This is a genomic window from Methylotuvimicrobium buryatense 5G, assembly GCF_000341735.1.
Taxonomy (GTDB): Bacteria; Pseudomonadota; Gammaproteobacteria; order Methylococcales; family Methylomonadaceae; genus Methylotuvimicrobium; species Methylotuvimicrobium buryatense.
Map to the genome: position 1 here is coordinate 2614922 of NZ_KB455575.1, position 20113 is coordinate 2635034.

The window sequence follows — 20113 nt, forward strand, 5'->3', positions numbered from 1 at the left end:
AATCAACCGGCAGGATTTGCTATGACATCATCTAATCGCACCATGATCCCAGTGCTACTGGTCAGTTTTTTGACCGCCTTCGCGCCCGAGTCTCAGGCTCAAAATACCCATCCCCGCGTTTGCGGCAGCTATGGCGAAATAGTCGGCCATAAAGCGCTTAATGCTTTCGGTAATCTGGGCGGCTCAATACTTGAATTACCGAAGAATGTCATCAACACATCGAATCAAAGCAACGTCTTTTACGGCTTCACCGGAGGCCTTTTTAAAGGCATCGTCAACATGGCAGGCCGGATAGGCGTCGGGATCGCCGACTTGGTAACGATTCCGCTTCCGACCAAACCCATCGCATATCCTCTCTATGTTTGGGATGATTTCGACATCGATACGACCTACGGCGAAGCTTACCGTCTCTACCAGTGCACGCCGCAACTGAAACCCATCGTCCAAGCCCCGGAACCGGAGCCCGTCATTGAGCCTGAACCGGCGGTATACACTCCGCAGCCTATAGAGACGCAGGAGGTCTATGAAGACACTTCACGAAAAATAGACCAGTTATTCAAAGAGGAAATGCATAAATAACGAAACCAGGCGGAACCGAACATAAACCCATCGTAGATCTAAATTCGGCACCGGGGTAACCGTCAAAGGACGCCGTGAATACATCCATGCAGGCATAGCCTTTGCCGATCACCCCGGCGCCTCCTTAAGCACTGCCGAAATTTGAAGAGCTAAGGCTATATATTCTTAGAGTACTGTATAAAAACGGGACTGAAATTTAAGCCGGCAACTCTTCTGACGAAGGCTTTAGCTTTACAGACGCAGACGCCTGAATATTAAGTAACTCTTCTTCAACGCCGGCGGCATGCGTCAATTCCGCAACATTTTGTTTAGTGAAAAAACCGTCGAAATCGCCAAATCGCTGCACATATTCAATGATTAACGACGAATGCTCCGAAGCACTTGAAAATATCTGCTTAATACCTTCTTCTCTCGAACCGATAACATCCAACAAAAACTTTTTTCCCTGACGAGAGATCTCACTCACCACGTAGTCGATATTTTCCATGCCATTATATTCGCCGTCATTAACACCGATCGCTAAATGATGCAGGCGAGGCCCGTAATTACGGACGAAGGTTTCGGTCGGCGATGGTAACTTTTCCAAGTGATTAACAAAATATGGCGTGTTGTTAGCCGTAAACACTTTTGCAGGACTATTAATCTCATCCGCAAAATGCACGCTTTTAGTCACATTGGTTGAAGAGTTTTGGTCTTTGATATCGTATGAACCCCAATAAAAATAACTCGACAGCGATAGCCATTCGAGAATCGCAGTTTCGCGATTCTGGCTATAAATACGTGTTGCCAAATGATCGATGGGATTCAATAACTTGTCGATACCGAGCTCTTCCTGCAGCTCCTTGGCTTGCCGATAAGCAGCTTGTACATCGTCTCGAATCCGGGAAAGCCCCAATGAATACACTCTGATCTGATCTTCCGGTCGCTCCATATAAGCGACAATATTATGGCTATAGGGTGAAGGCTTACTGATCGCCAAATTACCCGGCAGCTCCAATCGACGAATCTCATCTTGCGAAAAAAAGCGAAATTCACGCTCTTGTTGCAAACGCGTCACCTCGCTCATGTTTTCCACTCGAAGAATTTCACCCATATAACGACTGTTCGGCTTACTCGCACCAATTGGGTAGACTTCATTCAAGCTTCGAAAAATACCCATAGTCGATGGGTCTTTGACCTCTCTAATCAGCAGGTCGGGCGAACTCATGTCGATACGTAAAATATGCGTCCAATGAGATTCGCTTTCCAACGTCACGAGATAATGATAAGTCGTCATTAAGCAAAGTTCGCCGACATAGCGAATAGAGTGGCCAGGATCCACTGTGATCATTAGCGCGTCGATTTGCCCTATCATGTCGGTCAAACCGACACGATCCCGTTCGGTCAAAAGCTCGCGCAGATAATGTTCGAAAAAATCGGAATTCTCTTTGTCGCCGTGGCGTGGGAAAGAAAGTGATTTCATGGTATGTCTTCCTGAAATTTGTTCTTGCATCAGGCCGTTACCGGCCCATTAAACAAATTTATTAAGCACAAGACATACCATATCGCGAAAACACCTATTTTTATTCAATATCAATTACGTACAAAAAAATTCTCTGAAACTAACGATTTGTTTATGCGTCAAGATTGTGCATTAAAAGCAGCAATTCCCAATTTGGAGATCAAAAAGGGTGTGGGGTATACTTGGCGAGGATGTCGGCAGCAGGGCAGAAAAATGCTCCTGTATTTTCTGCATTCATTACATCCATGTAACTCAGCAATTGCCGAGGAGCAAAAATCTGCCCTGCCGCCGACGCCTGCCGGTCTAGCAACCGCACCCTCTTCGGAGCCGGTATTTTCTCTGCCGAGCTTCGTTTATCGAAAAATTAGATAAAGAGTCCAAATCTACGAACTTTCACAGTAAGGTACATGAAGATATTTGCACTAAGAAACGTTCACCTTATCTTTATTCCATACATGCCGGAATAACTCGGCTAAACAAAGAATAATCAATCCCGTAACGATCCCAATCAAACCTTCGTAAGCTTTCTCGTGCAAATCCAGATAACGCCATAATATGGCGGCCGCCAAGCCGCTCGCGACTGCAGCAAGACTCGCGAATTGAGTGGGCCGCATTCCCACGCATAGCACCAACAGCAAAGGCGCAAAGGCGCTTGCCAATCCGGACCATGCCATAATTACCAAGCTGAAAACACTATGATTATTTGCTAATGCACCGAGTAAAGCCAAGAATGTCACGACAACGGTTACTCCTTTGATCAAATACTGGTTTTCGATTTGATGCGGCAAGATATCGTGAGTCAACGCCGCCGAACAACTTAACACTACCGAATCGGCAGTAGACATAGTGGCCGCAAATAAACCCGCTAAAATCAAACCGACCATGGCTGGAGACAACAACTCCATGGCCATCGTCGGCAACGCCAACTCGGCATCGAAAGCCTCCGTATCGACCAGATAAATGCGGGAAAGTAGCCCTACGCCGGTGGCCGCCAAGTAAAACGCAATATACCAAAGGTAATACCATAAACGTGCTTTGTTCATACTGGTAGTATCGTCAAGCGTCATGAAACGCACCATGATATGGGGCTGACCGATGACCGACAATCCGGCAAAAAGCCAACTGATTGCGAATAATAAACCGCCGGCAATACCCGGCAAGGCCAAAGATTTGGGGAACCAGTCTAAAAAACCGTCAATTGCTTGCATTTGCATCAGGGTCGATTCGACTCCACCCAGCGACTGAGTCGCTGTAAACAACAACACACTCATTGCAACAATCATCACCATCGACTGCGCAGCATCCGTCCAGATAGAAGCTCGAATACCGCCCGCGAAACAATACAAGGTAACCAATATGCTACCCATAACCGCCCCAGCCCAAGAAGGCCATCCGAAAAGCACATGCAATGCCTTACTACCGGCGACCAGTTGCGCGCTGGCGTAAGCCAATAGAAAAACCAACGAAATCAAACCTATAACACGTTGCAGCGCCGGCTGATTTCCCCCTGCGCTCCAGACGCTAAGCACGCCGGCGTAACTGACTTCACCGGTGGTTGTGGCCGCGTCCTTAAGTCGTTTGTGCACCAATAGCGATGCTAAAAAATCTCCGGTAATCCAACCTATCATTAACCAAATGGCGGCGAGCCCTGAGACATAGGTATAACCGATAACTCCGATGAACATATAGCCACTATTATTCGTGGCCACCGCCGATAAACCAACCAGCCAAGGTTTAATATTGCCGCTGGCCAGGTAATAATCCTGCTTGGTGCCACGGCTTTGCCAATAGGACGCCAAGCCAATCAGCGTAAATAGCAGTAAAAAAAAACTAAACGAGAGAACCATTAATATTCCTATCTGATCGATAAATCTTATAATTTTTTCAGGAAGTGCGGGGAGTGGAGAGAGAGGTGGAGCGGCATGAAGGGAGAAATGCCGTATAAGGAAATGTCGCTAAGGGTTTCACAAATTGCTTCCTGCAACTATGAGGTTTGTAGCGGATTCGGTAACTCGCTTGGCAGGACGCAGTGAATACGTCTTTGCGGGCTTGACGACGGAATCTGATTGCCATGGATGGCGTGAATGCAGATTTTGCAGGAGCAAAAATCTGCCCTGCCGCCGACACCTGTCAATCGATACCCATCGCACTTCAAATTTCGGAATTGACGCATGGAGGCGCCGGGGTGTTCGGCAAAGGCTTTGACAGCAGGGATGCTATCACAGAGCCTACATGGACGTATTCACGGCGTCCTTTGACGGACCCTCCGGCGCCGAAATTTGACCAGCAAAGGGAAGAACAGCCGCCCTCTAAAATAGAGAATCTATTTACGACCAAATCCTAAGCTCTGTTACGAACACCATCAGAATTGGGTTCAGCAAATGAAGACAGGGTTTAATGAGTATTATCTTCGCTGGGCAACAACTCGATAAACGGCTCAAAGTCTTTTAACGCTTCCAAGGCAGGGTCATCGGCAAACTTATCGCGATAATCCTCGGTGCGCTCCAAGGCCTCGGATAAACAGTTAACGGCCTCTTCATATTGATTCAATGCGGTGTACGCACAAGCCAATTGGTAAAAAGCATGGCCGTTTTCAGGGTCGCTTTTCAACGCTTGCTGACATAAATTGACGGCCCACTGCGGTTCGCCCATGTCGAGCACCGCATCGGCCTTATAAGTCAATGCTTCGCAATCCTCAGGACGCAATTTTAAAATTTGATCGTAGATGGCGATTTTATTGGCCAAGCTGCTTGCTTGTCCTGCCCTGAGCCACAGCGATTGCACATCTTGCGTCCGCTCGATATCCTCGCCGATTTTCTCAATCAATTGAGCTTCTTTGTTGAGCTGTTGCTCGACAATTGCCAAGCGCTCTTCGTATTCATGGACTAGTTTCGATACTTTCTTATCCGCCATGGACTGCACACGCTCTTTAATATCTCTAAGCGAGGTCCAACCCAGCAACACCAAAATGGTACTAGCACCGGCAATCAAGTAGAAAAAATAAGTGACCGTGTTAGTGGCGTAAGTAACGCCTCTATCGACCGAGCTGAGCTCTCTATCCACAATTTGCTGAATCAGCTCATTTCTTTGCGTAGCCATGTCCGTACGCAATTGCTTGAGCTCATCCAGCATATAGCGCTCGATGAATGGGCTATATAAAGGCTTATCCAAAGATTCAATTGCATCTAACCGCTCTTGAACCTCTCTCTCATTGTCGACAAGCTCAGCCAACGCAAAACAAGGCGCAAGCAGGATCAACACCATTAATATTCTAAGCATAAATCGATTCTTCGGGACAGTAGCCATAAAAGGCCTCGGCAATGAGACTTGGTTTAGCAGTTAAAGAACTCATGTCTCGATAGGCTGGCTATATATGATACGACCTAATTAACATGAAGAATCTATAATCCCCCCGTATCATCAAAGTGCTCAAGGGATGGTTAGTGTGCGATTACTCGCCAGACAGAACACAGTGAACCCAAGCAGCATAAACACGCTGAATAGTTACGACGAAAGTAGAGTTGCTATTCGCCTTAGGATTTGGCCGTAAATAACTTCCCTATTTTAAGGAGGGTTCGGTTGCTCGATTGGCAGGTGTCGACGGCAGGGCAGATTTTTGCTCCTGCAAAATCTGCATTCACGCCATCCATGACGTTTGCAGATTTTTGCTCCTGCAAAATCTGCATTCACGCCATCCATGGCGTTTGCAGATTTTTGCTCCTGCAAAATCTGCATTCACGCCATCCATGGCGTTTGCAGATTTTTGCTCCTCGGCAATTGCTGAGTTACATGGATGTAATGAATGCAGAAAATGCAGGAGCATTTTTCTGCCCTGCATCGCCTAAAGCGCCTACTGTTGGAGCCCTAATACACGCCACCCATGGCGTAATGCAAAATCTGCATTCATGCCATCCATGGCAATCAGTCGCCGCCGTCAAGCCTACACGAACGTATTCACGGCGTCCTGCCAAGCCGAGTGACCGAACCCTCAACAAGGCTCAATAGTTCCACTAGGACGTTATTTATCAAGAAATCCTTAGTCAGCTACAGATTCAGCTGTCAGCTCGTAGGCACCTTCCGCATTATGAACTTCTTTGCCATTCAGTGGCGGATTGAAGACGCAGGCCATCTTCATCTCCTTGAAAGCACGCAGGACATGTTTGTCGTGTTGATCGAGAATATAAAGTGTTCCCGGATGAATCGGATAAACTTTACCATCATCAAGAGTCTGTACTTCACCCTCTCCCGACATACAGTACACGGATTCCAAATGGTTTTGGTAATGCATTTGAAAATCCGCGCCTTCGTATATCGTCGTGACGTGAAAGGAGAACCCCATTTTGTCGTCTTTCAATAGCAAACGAGTGCTCTCCCAGTTACTATCCGGAGAAACAATACGGCGTTCGGTTTTATTGGCTTCGTCTAATCGTCTAACTATCATAATTGAAGTATTGTGTTACTAATGTTTGATGGCGCATTTGGCCGACGAGTTTTCTCGTAAGGAATACAAGGCATACCTTACCTAACTTTTTTAGGCTTTGGCCATGATCGGTAAGAAATGCTTAACAAGCGGTAAAAAATTAGGCAACCACCTCATAACCAAGCATTATTTACCATGAAAACCATGAACATAGTCAAGAAAAGAGCATATAAATCAATAAACTAATTTCATAAAACTTCATGCTCTTCATGGCTTCTTCGCTATGCCAAGGCTGAATGTCTGCGCTGCATGGACCCAGAATTAACTGGCCATTTTGTATTCCGCTTCAAAATAGTTTTTTTCTTGAGGAATGGAACTTTCCTTGGCGCAAATCTCCTTAATCGATTGCTCGACAATATCGATGCCTTTCTTCAGATTGTCTTCGCCTATCGTTAACGGACATAAGAACTTAACGACATGATCTTCAGCGCCGCTGGTTTCAATAATCAAACCCAGCTGAAAAGCCCGACGCGTAATTTTTCCGGCAATATCGCCATTGACGCAATTGATCCCTTGAAACATACCGCGTCCACGCGTGGTAAAATTGCCTTCGCCGTATTTTTCAACGATGGCATTGAGACGCTCTGAAACATACTCGCCCTTTGCTTTGACTTGCTCGGAAAAAGCGTTGTCTGACCAATAATGATCAATAGCCGCTTTCGCGGTAACAAAGGCAAAATTATTCCCGCGGAATGTCCCGTTATGTTCGCCGGGCTTCCATTGATCGAGCTCCGGTCTTATCAGCACCACGGCAAAAGGTAAGCCGTAACCGCCGAGCGACTTGGACAACGTCACGATATCCGGATAAATTCCGGCTTCTTCAAAACTAAAATACGTCCCGGTACGTCCGCAGCCCGCTTGAATATCATCGATAATCAACAAAACATCATGCTTTTTACACACCTTGTCCAGATTTTTTAGCCATTCAAAGCCCGCAACATTAATTCCGCCTTCACCTTGTACGGTCTCGACAATCACTGCGGCCGGCAGATCGATACCGCTACTGGAATCCGAAAGCACCTTATCCAAATAGGCGGTCGTATCGATCTCGTCGCCTAAGTAACCGTCATATGGCATTCGACTGGAGCCGTTTAAACTCACGCCGGCCGCGCCCCGATGATGCGAATTACCGGTTGTTGCCAAAGAGCCGAGACTCACGCCATGAAAGCCATTGGTAAACGAAATCACGTTTTCCCGTCCGGTCACGTTTCGCGCTAATTTCAGAGCCGCTTCAACCGCGTTGGTACCGGTGGGACCGGTAAACTGCATCACATATTCCAAGCCTCTCGGCTTGAGAATTTTCTCATTGAAAGCTTCCAAAAACTCGCCCTTGGCCTTGGTATGCAAATCCAAGCCATGGGTAATGCCATCGCTATGGATATAGTCCAAAAGCTTCTCTTTGAATATCGGATTATTGTGTCCGTAATTTAACGTTCCGGCTCCCGCGAGAAAGTCGATATATTGGTTTCCTTCCTCGTCATAAAGGAATTCTCCCGTTGCTTTGTTAAATATACGCGGAAATGAGCGCGCGTAACTTTGTACTTCGGATTCGATCTCTTCAAAAATTTTCATAATCGTTTTCCCCTTTATATTGTTGGGCAGGTGTGTCAATCGGCTATCAAGCCATGTTGAACGGGCCAATTTTGACCAGCATTTCGGAATCGTGTTGTCCATCGAAATGCCGGTCTCGATCAAACAGCGTCGAACTGACAAGTTCCGCATTCAACTGCTTGGCCAAGCGCTCAAAAAGCGCCCACGAAGCCCGGTTAGGTGGATTAATGGTGGTTTCGACGAAAGATACCTTGGCGCACTGAGGCCGGGTGAGGAGGTGCCGTAACATTTTGCCGGCAAGGCCCTGTCCACGAGCCGATTCGCCAACGGCAACTTGCCAAATGAACAATGTATCGGTGCTACTAGGAATAAGATATCCGGAAACAAAACCGACTAAATCGCCTTGATGAGATGCGGCAACCGAGGTATCCGCAAAGTGACTGCATTGTAATAAATTGCAATAGATGGAATTAGGATCCAAGGGTGGACATTGCGCAACCAAACGATGGACAGCCATGCCGTCCTCGGACGTCGGAATACGCAAATCTAGTGTTTTTAACATAATGGTTTATATAAGCTCCACGCATTTATTATTAATAACACTAAACATATTTAATATAAAATCCTTAATGAATCCTGTGTGGATTACTATTTTCATGGACTATATAACTCTTTGCTGGTCAAATTTCGGCGCCGGGGTGTCCGTCAAAGGACGCCGTGAAACGTCCATGTAGGCCCTGTGACAGCATACCTGCTGTCAAAACCTTTGCCGAACACCCCGGCGCCTCCATACGTCAATGCCGAAATTTGAAGTGCGATGGGTATAGTTGATACAAGTCAATGAAGAGGCAATAATGCTTAGCGAAATATGCATAGTACACTAAACATTACGATCAATCAACCAAGCCTCGAAACCCACCTCTTGACAAGCTCATTTTTTTATATATTTATCAACATTTTATGACTCGAAATGACATGCCGCATAAATCTAGCCGTTACCCTCCTTATTCAATCGGAGTTGAGTGCTCATGACAAAAACCATCAACCTAAATTCGCAGCTCAACCATGAAGCACATAAAGTTAATGGTGAAATGCTTTTTCTACTCCCTTTTGATTGAAAAACCGCCTAAGAATAAAAGATATGGGATGTGTCTATCGAGGACTGCCGAGACCCCATCCATGGAGGCTTGGAGTGCGCTTGGCGAGAATATCGGCAGCCGGGCAGTTGCCGCAAAGCCTACTACCTGTAGAAGTTATTTTGTTCATACTCCTAAACTATCGGTTTATTCGTGAACTCGTTTTATAATTCCCGCTTCGCACACTATAAAGAAGATATTCCTGTTGAATCGAATTGAAGAAGTACTCATCGCACTGCGCCGAGTCATCCGAGCGACGGACCTACACTCAAAACACCTAGCCAAAACCACCGGATTGACAGCGCCCCAAATCTTGCTCTTACAAACCATTCGCGATAAAGGCGAGTTGACTATCGGGGAAATCGCCCAATGCATGAGCCTAAGCCAAGCGACCGTAACAACGATTCTCGACCGCTTGGAAAAAAGAAAATTGGTTTACCGCGAACGCTCCAAAGAGGATAAACGAAAAGTTCACGCTCATCTAAACCCGGAAGCCATTGAAACCCTCAAAAATGCCCCACCTCCTCTGCAAGACCAATTCACCCGTCAATTCGGCAATCTGCAGAAATGGGAACAAACCATGATTATTTCGGCGCTGCAACGTATCGCACAAATGATGGACGCCCAAGATTTGGACGCATCACCGGTACTGGATACCGGTAATCTGGACAAACAAGCCGAACCGGCTGAAAAATAGATTGGTAACGCCAAAGATGATGCACTGCTTACTTAAATTGAGGGACTTGAACCAACCGCAAAATCTTAAAATTAAAGCCCCTTTACTTTTTCAACAAAAACAACAAACCTAGCAGTGTCGTCAACAAGTAGGTAAACCCGAAGATAATCGATATTGCCGCACTCTCCTCTGCAGGTAAACCGGCAAACGATAAAACATATACGGAGAACATCTCTCTCGTCCCCCAATCCGAAATAGAAATAGGCAACAATGTCAACCCGGCGAAAATAAGCGGTAGCAATGTAAACAGCGTAAACGGCAGCTTCGGGTCGCCCAAACCGTAAGCCGCCAATAAAAAGCCAAGCATCAATAATAATTGAATCAACGACGATAACTCATAATGCGACTGCCCGAGACTCATTACGTCACTGATATTATTACGAGCCATCGCGGCTCGAATTTTCGTAGAAAGCACAGTTCTAAACAGAACGGCGCCCGCTATCGTTACTATCGCCAGGCCTTGCAGCAACGCAGCAGCCGAAATTATCTCGGCAAAGACCGGCCAATTAATCGGCAACGTCAGTAGCAGTATGAACACCAATGCAACCAGCCCCGATAAGCGGTCGAGCACTTGGCTGCCGATCAACGATTGAGTATCCCCATAATCTTGAAGTACTTTAAATCGAGCCACTTCGGAAAAAATCAAAGGCGGACCGATTTGGCCGCTTAACGCACCAATCCATATTGCTTTCAAATAATCCGCGTAAGTAGCCTCAACATTCAATTGCTGAGCGATGAGCCTCCATCGGTAAGCCATCAACATCAGCACGGCAATATGACAAACCACCAAGAGCAATCCGAACACAGGATTAAAGCCACGCAAAGTTTGCCAGAGTAAATCGCTATCGGTTTTATTCAGGATGAAGATCAACAATCCGATAGCAACAAACCATCGGAAAATTACTGTTAGCCACTGTTTTGATTTATGCATCGTATCCAACCATCTTAAGAAAGAACCTGATTAGCAAGATGCTTCAGCTTACTGAAGCCAATTGTCCGAGCAGTGGCCAGTCGTAGCCACTTCTGCGGGACGGGTTATTTAACCCGTCCCCAACGTTTCGGTTTGCCCTAAACATTTCGGCTGACTTCGGCCAAAGTCAAAACGTTTAGGACGGGGTTGCAAACCCCGTCCTGCTTGGGATATACTGGTTTTTAGGCTTTAGCTGAAGAAACTTGCTAATCAGGAGAAAGAATACCCATCGTTCGCGATCAATGTACCGCAAGCTGTTCTCGCCGATTATCATTGCCCCGTCAAGCAAAGCGCTTCTTTACACAAGCGGTCAAAAATCATGAAGCTTTGCCCCCACGACCGACCCTGAAAAAATTGCCGCTTCCGGAATCTGCGCCGTAATTTCTCCTCGCTAATCAGCTTTGCCAAATGAGCGCGAAGCGCCCCGACATCATTTACAGCAAACAAAAAGCCGCTCACCCCATGCCGGACAATTTGCCCAGCCGCTCCGGTCTCGGAGCAAACGATCGGCAGACGCATCGCCGCCGCCTCGGCCAGGGCGATACCATAGGATTCATAATGGCTCGCCGAGACAAAGACATCCGAAATCCGCATCAAATCGCTGAGTTGTTCCGAAGTCAGCACACCTTCGTAACGAATGCGATCGAGTAGATTCATTTCGCCGGCAGAGTGCCAAAAACGTTGCGTATATTCCGCATCAACCCTATCGCTGCCACAGAAATGCCATTGCCACGACCACTCGGTCAAGCTGGCCAGCGCTTGAAGAATATCGAGATAGCCTTTTTCCGGCAATAAATTGGCTACCGTCAAAAATTGCACTATCGTACTGGTATTTTTTTGCACAGGTTCCGGCTTGAAAGCTTCGTCTATGCCTGGCTCGCATAAACCGACCGATTTGCTTGGAAACCGTTTTTGAATCTCGTCGATAACCGCTTGCCCGGTCGCAATAACAAAGCGCATCGACTCGATCGCTCGGCATTCAATCTCCCGCCAAACAGCCCGCTCGCGTGCTGTCGACAACGGATTCATAGACGGCAAATAATGACATAAAAGACAACAGGGACTGTTCTGCAGACTTTCAGCCATGCAGGCCAACTCTCGCCAGAACAGACTATCCCAAATCAACAACTCGAAATTTTCGTGCCATTCGGCCAGTCGTTCGCGATCGATAGCCGAGACAGTGACCGAATGCAACGGAAAACGGCACAGGCGCGCTTGATGTAGTATATTCCGGTTATAGAGATTGCCTCCCGAAATTTCGACGAGGGGTGGATGTAACAACGCTATCTTCATCACAACACTCCGAATAAATTCGACACCATGATAACGGAACTCTCAAAGCAAACCCGATTGATTCGCTGGAGCAATCTGCATTCGACGATCTTGTTAGCCGTCTGCACTGCGATACTGCTGCTCTCATGGCCTATCGAACTACTGCTAGGCTCTGCGGCGTCGTCGTTTGCCTGGTTCGTTGTTCGCGGCCAAGGCAATTGGCCATCAATAGCTCAATTCGGCCCCGCCAATGCCGTGACCTTGTTCCGCTTGCTGCTGATCTTTAGCTTGGCAACTTTCACCCACCGGCCCGACTTGATAATTCTCCTGGCATTACTCGTTCTATGCCTCGACGGCGTCGACGGCTGGCTGGCACGGAAATTCGACTGCGCTTCGGAATTCGGCGAATATTTCGATAAAGAAACCGATGCTTTTTTCATGCTGGTGCTATGCTGGCTGATCGCACTCGATCAGCGCCTGGGTTTGTGGATACTGCTGCCGGGATTGATGCGCTATGTATTCGTGTGCTTTTTAATGATCGCAAAGCCGCCAACCTACAAAGAACAACAAACGACCACAGGCAAGGTCGTTTTCGTCGTCACGATACTGGCCTTGATCTCCTGCTTTACCGATTATCCAGCGATCTATCGCCCTTTGGCGCTCGCAATCACGTTGTTGCTCAGCTATTCGTTTATCGCCTCGATCCGCTTAATTTACCGCCCCGCCCGCGATGATGCATAAGCTTAGAACCCGACAAGTCGAAGGTTCCGCCGATATTCGCGCCTTTTTCGACCGACTCGCCGCCACTTACAGGGAGGCGCACGGTCGCGCCGACCGCCTTTTAGCTTACCGCCTTTCAATCATCCGGCCATTGCTCGGCAAACGACGCGGCACATTGCTCGAAATCGGCTGCGGCACCGGCATGCATTTATTTGAATTAGCCGGCCTTTATGAACAAGCTATCGGCACAGATCTTTCGCCGAATATGATTTCGGAAGCCGACAGATTACGCGAAAAGCATGCAAATCGCGAAACCATCCGATTCGCGGTCGATCCGGCCGAACAATTAAGTACTATAGAATCCGGACAAATCGATACGGTACTGTGCATCGGCGCCTTCGAACACATGCCCGATAAACCGCGAGTACTTCGGCAAATCGCGCGTGTCTTGAAACCCGGCGGCGAATTCATCTGCTTAACCCCTAACGGTGCTTATTGCTGGTACACGGCGATCGCCCGCGGATTTCGCTGGGACACTCAGCACTTAAGCAGCGACCGCTTCATGACGAGGCAAGAGCTGTGCGGGTTACTAAACGACGCGGGACTGGTGCCGGAAACGATAGACTATTGGACTTTCATCCCAAAAGGCGACATGCCTTCGCCTATTTATTGGTTGCTGTCCGGTTTGAATATTATCGGTAAAAGGCTGAAAATACCGGCATTGCGCGGCGGAATATATCTGAAAGCCGTTTTTAAGGAGGGGCAAAGCAAGGATGCCTACAAGGCTGAATAATTCATGATGACGTGAAGTAGCACAATATAATGGATATGCTGTTACCCAAGCTCCAGCTCTCATCGTTATACATAAATTGTAGGGTACGCTGCGCGTACCAAAGCCGAGCCCTGGAGGTTTGGTTGGCACATGAATATCGCGGGGTTACCATGGGACGCACAGCGTACCCTACGCGGTTCGTCTAGCAGCGTAGCCTGGATGGAGCATAGCGCAATCCGGGAAGTCAGGTGCCACACCAGTCCCGTATGCCGCTCCGCTGCATACGGGTTAGATACTCCATGATTGAACTGCCGAAAAACAAAATCAGTCCCCCACTAACCCCTCAGTGCGCGCCGAACGGACAATGGATGCTTGGCGACGGCATAGTGTTTGTGTAAACCGGTTATTTCACAGGTACCGCCCGATCTTTGATACTCGGCGCGAAAATGATAAATGAATTCCAATACCGTGCTATCGATCAAATTAACTTCACTCAAATCGAAAATCACCTGCTTGCCTTTAGGTAACGTGCCGGTCATGCTTTTTAACGCAAGAAAGTTTGAAAACACGGCCGCCCCGTGGACCTGCACATGAAAATTGCCGGGATCCTGTTCATTAATACGATAGGCGACCTGAAAAATCTGGGCAGGCTTCAGACCACGCAAACCGTGCAGCGCCAACTCAATGACAATACCGATCAACACCCCTAGCAAAAGATCCGTCAGTAAAATACTGATCAAGGTCACGACAAACACCAAAAAATGGCCGAAACCAACACTCAAAGTTTTGGCAAACTCCATCGGCGAGGCGAGCCTAAATCCCGTATAAACCAACAATGCCGCCAATGATGCCAACGGAATCTCTTGTATCAGATTGGCCCCCAAGCTGATAAATAGCAGCAGGAATATACCATGAAAAAAGTTCGACCAGTTGCTTTGCGCGCCATAACTGATGTTTGACGAGCTGCGCACGATTTCCGCAATCATCGGCAACCCGCCGACTAGGCCGCAGAGCGTATTGCCCATGCCGATAGCCATCAAATCGCGGTTCAAATCGGAACAACGGTGCTTGGGATCTAGCTTGTCCACCGCCGCGGCGCTCAGCAAGGTTTCCAAACTGCCGATAAGAGTGATATTAAAAACGCAGAACCAAAATTTAGCCGTGCCGATCAGCGCAAAGTCCGGTAAATACAGCGCATCCAACGGATTGTTTGGAAGATTGAGCAAAAAAGCAGGACCGATTAAAAACTCACCCTGGGTCAAAAACTGCGTCACTACAGAGTGATAGCGATGCACATGATCCAAATCGAAATAAAACGTCAACAGCAAACCGGAAAACAAAACCCAAAGCGGTGCAGGTAAGGTACGACTGACTTTAAAAGGAAGACGGGGCCAAAAGATCATGACGGCCAAGCCGATCAAACCAATCATTGCGATAGGGACATTCATATTGATCACTGCCCTCGGCAAAGCCATCGCTTGTTGTACAATAGATCCTGGCTCAGTAGGAACTCCAAGCAAAACATAGCTTTGTTTGACCAGAATGATAATACCGATGGCCGCCAGCATCCCGTGTACTACCGAGGAAGGAAAAAAGGCACTGAGTTTGCCCGCGCGCAAAACGCCCAGGGCAATTTGGATCAAGCCAGATAAAACAATAGCCGCCAGCGTATAGGAAACGCCGACGGCAGTATTGCCCGCACCCAAGGTATGCACGGAATCCAACACCACCACGATTAAACCAGCTGCAGGACCGTTGATCGTGAGTTGGCTACCACTCACACGAGACACCAAGATTCCGCCAATGATCGCAGTAATCAGGCCGCTCATCGGCGGAAAACCGGAGGCCATCGCGATACCTAGACACAAAGGCAAGGCAATCAGAGAGACAAAAAAACCGGCACGAAGATCGTTATAGACAAGTGTTTGAGGCATGGGCGTCATGAGGTAGTGATAACTCCCCAATAGACTATCCTTTCGAACTACTTTAATCTAATAGATAATTTCTGCAGTTTTGTTATATTTTATATATCGATATCGGCAATCCAGCCCTCCCCTCTTATATGCTGCACAACTGAATAATCATGGCCATCTTGAACTATCACCACCTGCGTTATTTCTGGGTCATCGCCAATGAAAACAACTTAACCCGAGCCGCAGAAAAACTGCATATCTCGCAATCTGCACTGAGCATACAGTTGCGTAAACTCGAAGAAAGCTTCGGACAAAAATTATTTGAACGCGAAGGCCGGCAGTTGATCTTGACCGAAGCGGGTCACGTTGCCTTGGATTATGCTCAAGCCATTTTCCGCGCCGGTGATGAGCTATTGAGTGTCATGCAGCGCCGCGAAGCGGGTAGCCGACTTTTACTGCGTGTCGGAGCAGTTTCCACCCTATCGCGCAACTTTCAGTTGGATTTGATTAAACCGCTGCTGGCTTTGAAAAATATTGAGTTGGTGCTGCATTCCGGCAGCCTTAACGCCTTGATGCAGCAAATGCAGGAACATACCCTGGACTTGCTCTTGTCTAATCGTCCGGCTCCCGATGCCCTGGATCGAAATTGGCAATGTCATTTGCTCGATGAACAGCCTGCCAGCCTAGTCTGTCAAGCACGGACGGCCCCGACCAACTTTCGTTTTCCGGACGATTTGCACCATGCCGGATTATTCGTGCCCAGCATGGAAAGCGAAATCCGCACCGCTTTCGATTTTTTGCTCAACCAGGCCGGCGTTCGGCCCAAAATCATTGCGGAAGTGGACGACATGGCCATGCTGAGGCTGTTGGCGCGTGAATCCGGAACGCTAACGCTGGTGCCGCCGGTGGTGGTGCGTGACGAATTGCTGAGCGGCCATTTAGTCGAATGCGTGCAGATAGCGGAAGTCAAGGAACGATTTTATGCAATCACCCCTGAACGACACTTTCCCAATCCGCTATTGAAAACCCTATTTGATAATTTCACGCCTTCTCGCGAAGGATGAAATAAAACCACAATGCGCATAACACCGCCCCGTTAAACCGCGAACAACCCTTGTTCAAAATTCAAGCCAATGAGCATTTGCTACAATGCAAGACCCCCATTATTTAGCTCTAGGACGTTATTTATTGCACCAAGTTAAGATCAGACATATTTGCAATATGTATCATGCTAAATCCGATATTGGCCATGCATTTTAATCATTGGAAAATTTACCTATAATAACTGGCTCTATTCAACGATATCCAAATGATGCCAATCCTTGCCACAAGCTATTCAATCACTTGTGGCTAGTGACGCATTGGCGTTCGAACTCAATCTAAGGAAAAAGACCATGTCCGGCTATGTTGATGAAGTTGTCATTCCGTATGATCGCGACCTTGGGCCTGTCCTATTCCAGCATTACGGCGCCGATACCGCAAGACGCGTCGCCGAACAAGCGCCGAAGGACGTGCTGGAAATCGCCGCCGGCACCGGCATCGTGACGCGTCACTTGCGCAGCTTATTGGCGAAAGAAGCGCGCCTGACCGCAATCGACATCAGCGATTCGATGATGGACGTGGCTCGAAAAAAGTTTCGGGCCGACGAACAAGTCACGTTTCAAAACGCCGACGCCACCGCGTTGCCGTTCGATGACGAAGCCTTCGATGCCGTGGTCTGTCAATTCGGCATCATGTTTTTCGATCGAGACAAAGGCTTTCGCGAGGTTTACCGCACCTTGAAGCCGGGCGGCCGGTACTTGTTCCGGGTTTGGGATTCAGAACGTTACAACCCCTTCGCCAGCTTGAGCTTCGAAGTCCTCAAGCAATACTTTCCGTCGGATACCCCGCAGTTTTTATTCGATCCGGTGTCCTGCCATCGCATCGACCCGCTCAAGGAACAATTGATTCAAATCGGTTTCGACCCGGTAGTCATTTCGGTGCAGCGCCACGAATACAATATTTTCGATGTGACTGCGTTCGCGCGGGCCTTAGTTTACACGCCGGTGATCTTCGAAATCAGGGATAAAGGCGGAGTCGATCCCGAGGACATCGTAACCGAACTGGCCGAAGCCTTCCAAAAAGAGCTTGGCTCAAGCCCGATGCGCTATCCGATGCAAGCGATTCTGTTCGAGACGGAAAAGCCTAATGCCCGATAACTTAGATACCAACCCGAATAACTTTATGCACATCATGAAAACAAAATCATTTATCCCCAAGTCCTGTTTGGCGGCGTTGACGCTTCTTTTGACGCAGAATGTGTCTCATGCGATGCCGGGCATGGACATGCCGGCCGGCGAAAACGCAAAGCCGCACCCGCTAGCGAAAAGCATCGGCGTGCCGATTAACTCATCGGCCTCGGAATTTGAACTGACCTACAGCGCCGACGGCAAAACGGTCGTTTTCGTTTCGACGCGTCCAGGCGCCATCGAATCCAAAGGCAATCCCTACAACTTTGACATCTGGATGTCTCATAACGTGAATGGCGTTTGGCAAACGCCGATTCATCTGGGGCCCGACATCGACCCAAACGTTGGGCCGAACATCAATACATCCGCGTGGGAATTGGAACCGAGTCTGTCGGATGACGGCAACGCGCTTTATTTCACCCGCTACGAACCAGGCAATCTGTCTACCGGCGATCTCTATGTGGCGCAGAAAGTCGATGGCGTCTGGCAACCGGCCAGAAATTGGAACGATGTGCCGGAACTGCCTAACCTCAACACGCCGACCGGCGAAGAACATTGCCCGATCATCGTCTCGGACAGCCTGATTTATTTCAGTTATCAGCAACCCGGAGTCACCCAGGACAGCGACATCTGGAAGGTCGAAAAGAAAAACGGGGTTTGGCAGAAACCTCAGAGTCTCGGCCCAAGAATCAATTCCCCTTACCGAGACCATTTGCATTGGACAGGACTGTCGAAGGACGGCAAAAGCCTGATCATTACCAGTACGCGCCCGGATTTCGGCTCGCGTGGCGGACACGACGAATGGATTTCGTATCAAAATCCCCAAGGCGAATGGCAAGAGCCCTTGAACCTAGGCGACACCATTAACACGGCGGGCGAGGACATGTGCTGGGCCTTCACGCCGGACGGCAAGCAATTTTTCGGCGGTTGGGGCCCGCAAGGCTCCTATGATATGAATGTCATGTGGATGAACAAAGACGACGTGCCTTTGCTCAAGAATTTCGATCCGATCGGCCCGCCGCCCAACTTGCTTGCCAAAAGCAAGGCAAAAGCCGGCAAAGCTAAATAGTTGTCTTGTTTCGCCCGTTGAGCGTTCTCGCCTTAAAAATGCCAGAACGCTCTGAAGTGTGTTTTTATATCAGGCACTCAAATATACAACGCTATCGACTACATAGGCGTAAAATTCAATGAGACCGCCTATTGCAGGCAGCATTGATGGCGTGCCAGGCCATTTTGAAATTCGGCTCACCACAGATACAAACTCGATTCTTTGTTCATGATGACGGTCCGATACTGTTCGGAGCTCGGACTTTGAGCCACGCCGTAACAAACATGAAGAGGCAGCAGGTGCTCTTCCCTCGGATGACAAAAGCGCGCTCCAGGCGCCTTGCTCCAGCGAATCAACAGCCCTGCTCGTTCTTCTTCCCGGATTTCACGACTGGAACATACATTCACTAACCAGTCCTCAAATGAGTGATTGAGCCGGTTGGATTCTTCATCGTCAGGCGTAAAAAATGCTCTCATGTTATGAAACGAGAAGCCTGAGCCTATTACCAAAACGTTCTTCCGACTCAAGTTCTTGAGGGCGCGGCCTATTTCGATGTGATGAGAGGGATCGAGCGTGTCAACAAGAGACATTTGAACGCACGGAATATTCGCTTCCGGATACATGATTTTAAGCGGGACAAAAACACCGTGATCAATGCCTCTCGACTCGTCCTGTCTGGCATCAATCCCCGCATCGGCCAACATCCGATGTAGTTCGCTAGCCAAGAATGGCTCGCCGGGGCAGGGGTACTGGATTTGGTAGGATTCCGGCGAGAACCCGTGATAGTCATATATCAAGAAAGGGCTCTGTCCAGAAGTGATCGTGGGATTTTTTTCTTCCCAGTGCGCGCTGACCACTACGAGCGCGTCGGGTTTTGGAATGCTTGCCGCAATGCTTTTCAGACATGAAATCATTTCTTGATGCGCAGAATCTCCCAGCAAGGGCAGAGGGCCTCCGCCGTGGGATAGAAACAGGGCTTTGGGTGTTTGTTTCATCGTTTCTCCAGAATAAGTGGGCAGGGGTTGCCGAAATCCAGGCTGCATGGATAGCTCGAAGCTTGCCATCCGTGGCGCTGGATGCCCGCACTTTTGCCCTTTGGGTATCCCTGCGAGCATGACGGACTTTTTTAGGTTTAGCTTAAGCATCTTGCTAATCAGGTAGGATTTTTAAACGCTTCCGAAAGCACATGAGACTTGTAACTATTACC

Annotated in this window: 19 protein-coding genes; 9 read left to right on the forward strand and 10 right to left on the reverse strand. The window is 48.3% G+C overall.

Translation table 11 applies throughout. The annotated features are described in order from the left end of the window. Nucleotides 1-21: 21 nt before the first annotated feature. Nucleotides 22-579 (forward strand): exosortase system-associated protein, TIGR04073 family, encoded by a 558-nt coding sequence (locus METBU_RS0111685; RefSeq protein WP_026130176.1) that lies wholly within the window; start codon nt 22-24, stop codon nt 577-579. Nucleotides 580-775: 196 nt separating this feature from the next. Here the strand turns inward: METBU_RS0111685 and METBU_RS0111690 are convergent, their stop codons facing one another. Beyond that, entirely contained in the window at nt 776-2041 is a 1266-nt protein-coding gene (locus METBU_RS0111690) for a hypothetical protein (protein ID WP_017840798.1), read from the reverse strand. A gap of 24 nt (nt 2042-2065) precedes the next feature. On the opposite strand from METBU_RS0111690, the gene METBU_RS28105 reads away from it, so the two are divergent. After that, nucleotides 2066-2452, forward strand: a complete 387-nt coding sequence (locus METBU_RS28105) for a hypothetical protein (RefSeq protein WP_175421642.1) — start codon at nt 2066-2068, stop codon at nt 2450-2452. 50 nt (nt 2453-2502) lie between these two features. On the opposite strand, the gene METBU_RS0111700 is transcribed toward METBU_RS28105, so the two are convergent. Further along, nucleotides 2503-3927, reverse strand: a complete 1425-nt coding sequence (locus METBU_RS0111700; RefSeq protein WP_017840800.1) for a sodium/proline symporter — start codon at nt 3925-3927, stop codon at nt 2503-2505. A gap of 547 nt (nt 3928-4474) precedes the next feature. After that, nucleotides 4475-5359, reverse strand: coding sequence for a TPR end-of-group domain-containing protein (locus METBU_RS0111710; RefSeq protein WP_026130177.1), 885 nt, complete (start codon nt 5357-5359; stop codon nt 4475-4477). A gap of 300 nt (nt 5360-5659) precedes the next feature. On the opposite strand from METBU_RS0111710, the gene METBU_RS28110 reads away from it, so the two are divergent. Then, nucleotides 5660-6085, forward strand: coding sequence for a hypothetical protein (locus METBU_RS28110; protein WP_186005681.1), 426 nt, complete (start codon nt 5660-5662; stop codon nt 6083-6085). Between the two features lie 31 nt (nt 6086-6116). Here METBU_RS28110 and METBU_RS0111720 read toward each other — a convergent pair whose 3' ends face one another. From METBU_RS0111720 to ectA, 3 genes are all read right to left on the reverse strand, one after another. Continuing rightward, a complete protein-coding gene (locus METBU_RS0111720) occupies nt 6117-6521 on the reverse strand; it encodes an ectoine synthase (protein ID WP_017840804.1) in 405 nt (134 codons plus the stop codon). Between the two features lie 300 nt (nt 6522-6821). Beyond that, the gene (ectB, locus tag METBU_RS0111725) at nt 6822-8132 is read right to left on the reverse strand and encodes a diaminobutyrate--2-oxoglutarate transaminase (protein ID WP_017840805.1); all 1311 of its coding nucleotides are present in this window, start codon (nt 8130-8132) and stop codon (nt 6822-6824) included. A 46-nt stretch (nt 8133-8178) separates the two neighbouring features. Then, nucleotides 8179-8673 carry a diaminobutyrate acetyltransferase gene (ectA, locus tag METBU_RS0111730; RefSeq protein WP_017840806.1) on the reverse strand — a complete coding sequence of 165 codons (495 nt, stop codon included), beginning with the start codon at nt 8671-8673 and terminating at the stop codon, nt 8179-8181. Between the two features lie 779 nt (nt 8674-9452). Here ectA and METBU_RS24000 point away from each other — a divergent pair. Beyond that, the gene (locus METBU_RS24000; RefSeq protein WP_017840807.1) at nt 9453-9944 is read left to right on the forward strand and encodes a MarR family winged helix-turn-helix transcriptional regulator; all 492 of its coding nucleotides are present in this window, start codon (nt 9453-9455) and stop codon (nt 9942-9944) included. A gap of 82 nt (nt 9945-10026) precedes the next feature. Here METBU_RS24000 and METBU_RS0111740 read toward each other — a convergent pair whose 3' ends face one another. Both METBU_RS0111740 and METBU_RS0111745 read right to left on the reverse strand, forming a co-directional pair. Beyond that, on the reverse strand, nt 10027-10914 hold the full coding sequence (locus tag METBU_RS0111740; protein ID WP_017840808.1) for a lysylphosphatidylglycerol synthase transmembrane domain-containing protein: 888 nt from the start codon (nt 10912-10914) through the stop codon (nt 10027-10029). A 309-nt stretch (nt 10915-11223) separates the two neighbouring features. Then, the gene (locus METBU_RS0111745) at nt 11224-12246 is read right to left on the reverse strand and encodes a glycosyltransferase family 4 protein (RefSeq protein WP_017840809.1); all 1023 of its coding nucleotides are present in this window, start codon (nt 12244-12246) and stop codon (nt 11224-11226) included. A 27-nt stretch (nt 12247-12273) separates the two neighbouring features. On the opposite strand from METBU_RS0111745, the gene METBU_RS24005 reads away from it, so the two are divergent. Both METBU_RS24005 and METBU_RS25295 read left to right on the forward strand, forming a co-directional pair. Then, nucleotides 12274-12966, forward strand: coding sequence for a CDP-alcohol phosphatidyltransferase family protein (locus METBU_RS24005; protein ID WP_017840810.1), 693 nt, complete (start codon nt 12274-12276; stop codon nt 12964-12966). Next, nucleotides 12956-13738, forward strand: a complete 783-nt coding sequence (locus METBU_RS25295) for a class I SAM-dependent methyltransferase (protein WP_083877707.1) — start codon at nt 12956-12958, stop codon at nt 13736-13738. Before METBU_RS24005 ends, METBU_RS25295 begins: the two co-directional genes overlap by 11 nt. Before the next feature lie 314 nt (nt 13739-14052). Here the strand turns inward: METBU_RS25295 and METBU_RS0111760 are convergent, their stop codons facing one another. After that, nucleotides 14053-15651 (reverse strand): SulP family inorganic anion transporter, encoded by a 1599-nt coding sequence (locus METBU_RS0111760; protein WP_175421657.1) that lies wholly within the window; start codon nt 15649-15651, stop codon nt 14053-14055. Nucleotides 15652-15800: 149 nt separating this feature from the next. Between METBU_RS0111760 and METBU_RS0111765 the strand changes: the two genes are divergently transcribed. The 3 genes from METBU_RS0111765 (at nt 15801) to METBU_RS0111775 (ending at nt 18927) form a co-directional block, all read left to right on the forward strand. Then, nucleotides 15801-16694: a LysR family transcriptional regulator gene (locus METBU_RS0111765; protein ID WP_017840813.1), complete on the forward strand. Its 894-nt coding sequence runs from the start codon at nt 15801-15803 to the stop codon at nt 16692-16694. Nucleotides 16695-17024: 330 nt separating this feature from the next. Further along, nucleotides 17025-17828 carry a class I SAM-dependent methyltransferase gene (locus tag METBU_RS0111770; protein ID WP_017840814.1) on the forward strand — a complete coding sequence of 268 codons (804 nt, stop codon included), beginning with the start codon at nt 17025-17027 and terminating at the stop codon, nt 17826-17828. Beyond that, on the forward strand, nt 17818-18927 hold the full coding sequence (locus tag METBU_RS0111775) for a TolB family protein (RefSeq protein WP_017840815.1): 1110 nt from the start codon (nt 17818-17820) through the stop codon (nt 18925-18927). Before METBU_RS0111770 ends, METBU_RS0111775 begins: the two co-directional genes overlap by 11 nt. A 176-nt stretch (nt 18928-19103) precedes the next feature. Here the strand turns inward: METBU_RS0111775 and METBU_RS0111780 are convergent, their stop codons facing one another. Beyond that, on the reverse strand, nt 19104-19901 hold the full coding sequence (locus METBU_RS0111780) for a DODA-type extradiol aromatic ring-opening family dioxygenase (RefSeq protein WP_026130179.1): 798 nt from the start codon (nt 19899-19901) through the stop codon (nt 19104-19106). Nucleotides 19902-20113: the final 212 nt, after the last annotated feature.